This window comes from Synechococcus sp. H55.11 (assembly GCF_047462475.1).
GTDB lineage: Bacteria > Cyanobacteriota > Cyanobacteriia > Thermostichales > Thermostichaceae > Thermostichus.
On record NZ_JANSJI010000060.1, the window covers coordinates 1 to 2193 of the forward strand.

Below are 2193 nucleotides of genomic sequence, written 5' to 3' on the forward strand. Positions count from 1 at the left end.
GGGTAGGGGGCGGTGGGGGACTGTCGTCGCTGCCCTCGTGTGGGAGAAAGGTGAACGGCACGCCGAAGATATTCACATACTCTGGCTCCAGCAGTCCAGTTTCTGGGTTCACCTCATATGAGGTGCGCCGCAACCCGCGCCCAACCACCTGCTCACACAGGAGCTGGGAGGTGAACGCCCGTAGCCCCATAATGTGCGTGACCGTCTTGGCGTCCCATCCCTCAGAGAGCATGCCGACGGAGATTACATGCTGAATCTGCTCTCCAGGTTTGCCGACCTTCCCAACAGTGTCCACCATCTGGCGCAGCCGCTCCGCTTGTTCTCTTTTGGTAAGGGTGTACTCTGTTTGCGAGCTGTCCTCCTCTGTGTCTGCCTCCTGCGCCTCAAAAGTGAGCGTCTGGACGGGGGCATCTTCCTGTGCTTCTGCTTCTTTTAGTACTTTCGAGTCGATGTGTAGCATTCGCTTAGGGTCGCATAGCTCATCAATCTTGATTTGCCCTTTCTCGAAGGCGTGCTTTACCCGCGCCGCCGTTTCCGTGCGATTACAAACGGTGATCATGACTGGAGGCGTAGGCGCGCCTGCATTACTCCATGCCTTTTTCGTCGCGAGCCAATCGCTACCCAGCAGCAGGTAGGCATTCAACACCAAGTCAGGCAGCGGCGTCTCAGGACTCGCTGCACGATTGAGATTATCCTTGACTTCGGGGTCGTTGTAGATATGGTACAGGCGCGATTTGTAGGTCTTGGCGTCGGGTACAGCATCGTCGCGCACCACGACGCGCGGGGTTTTGACCAGCCCGCACTCGATAGCGTCGTTCAGCCCGAAATCGCTGACAATCCAACCGAAGAGGGTCTCTTCTGTGCTTTGCTTGCCTGAAGGGGCAAAGGGCGTCGCAGAGAAATCATAGCATCTGAGGATGCCCCGCGCGCGATGGATACGGTCTAAACCGCCCACCCACACAGTTGCTTCTTCGGCGCTATCCTTCAAATCGCGCTGACGCATGTATTTGCCCTTCGCTTCTGGATTGATTCGCCATGCGTGGTGCGCTTCGTCATTGATTACTAAGATGTTGCGGGCAGTTGCCATCTCTCCAAGCACTTCACGGGCGTAGGCTTCGTCGCTCTTAGCCCCGCGCTTGTCTACGCTCTTGCGCTTTTTGAGTTGCTCCTCGCTCTCCCACGCCAGCGCGTGCCAGTTGCGCACCAGCACCTTGCCCTGACGGAGCTTGTCCATCATCGCAGAAGGCACGATGTCGAACGCCTCGTAATAGTTGCCGTGCGCACTGGGGATAAGCACCTCCAGTCGCTGCTTGACCGTCAACCCTGGAGCAATCACAAGCACATTTTTGGAGAAGCGCGCATCTTGTGGGTTCGTCACCTTATTCAAGATGTGCCATGCGATTGCCATCGCCATCACTACAGTTTTGCCTGTGCCAGTCGCCATTTTGCAACACAGTCGCTGGAACGCACTGCCGTCTCTGGGAATCTTAATCCCCGCGTGCGCAGCAGGCGGCGCTTCTGTGAGCCAGATGAGCGTCTCTATCGCTTCCAACTGACAGAAGAAGAATCGGCGCACGCCCGACGCCTCATGGTCGTTCCAGTGTTCAAGAAGCCGTTTCGTTACGCCCGTGACGCCTGGATAGCCCGCCCCACGCCACTGCTTCACCCGCGGGCGAATCTGATTGACTAAGGGAATCTCGACAAAGACGCCTGGGTCGTCGTAGGACTGCGAGCCGGGGGTTGCCTTAAGGTATCCCGCGCGACGGCGTCCCGCAACAAGGCGGAACGAGCGCGTCTTACGCTCGTAGCGCCAGTGCTGTTTTGGCTCCTCGTAAGGCGAGTTGATGATCAGTCGATCGATAGTGCGCTTGCTCATCGGGCTACCACCTCTACGGTACATACATCACCTTGAGGCTCTCGACGCCGCGGTCGTCGACAATCTTGACCGCGATACGCTTGTATTCCCCCACTTCGAAAGGCAGCGACTCTGTGCCTCGATACTTCTCGATAAGCGACTCATCGAGTTCCGCTTTGAGACTCTTTGCGAGGCGCGCCCAGCCCCCGTTTTTGTCCGCCAGCGGGAAAAACACCTGACGCGGGTAGAGGCAACGCCCGTCGTAGTCGGTATCGAACATCCAGACAGCAATCTTGTCCGCGCCGCCCGATTCGACTTGACCAGTTCTTGTGTTATAG

General features: G+C 57.5%; 1 protein-coding gene and 1 pseudogene. Both read right to left on the reverse strand.

Annotated elements, in window-relative coordinates:
• Nucleotides 1-1876 (reverse strand): BPTD_3080 family restriction endonuclease (locus NW853_RS02505; RefSeq protein ID WP_414347604.1); only part of this gene is annotated, 1876 nt, incomplete at its 3' end.
• 13 nt (nucleotides 1877-1889) lie between these two features.
• Nucleotides 1890-2193 (reverse strand): annotated as a pseudogene (locus tag NW853_RS02510) (hypothetical protein); the annotation flags it as partial.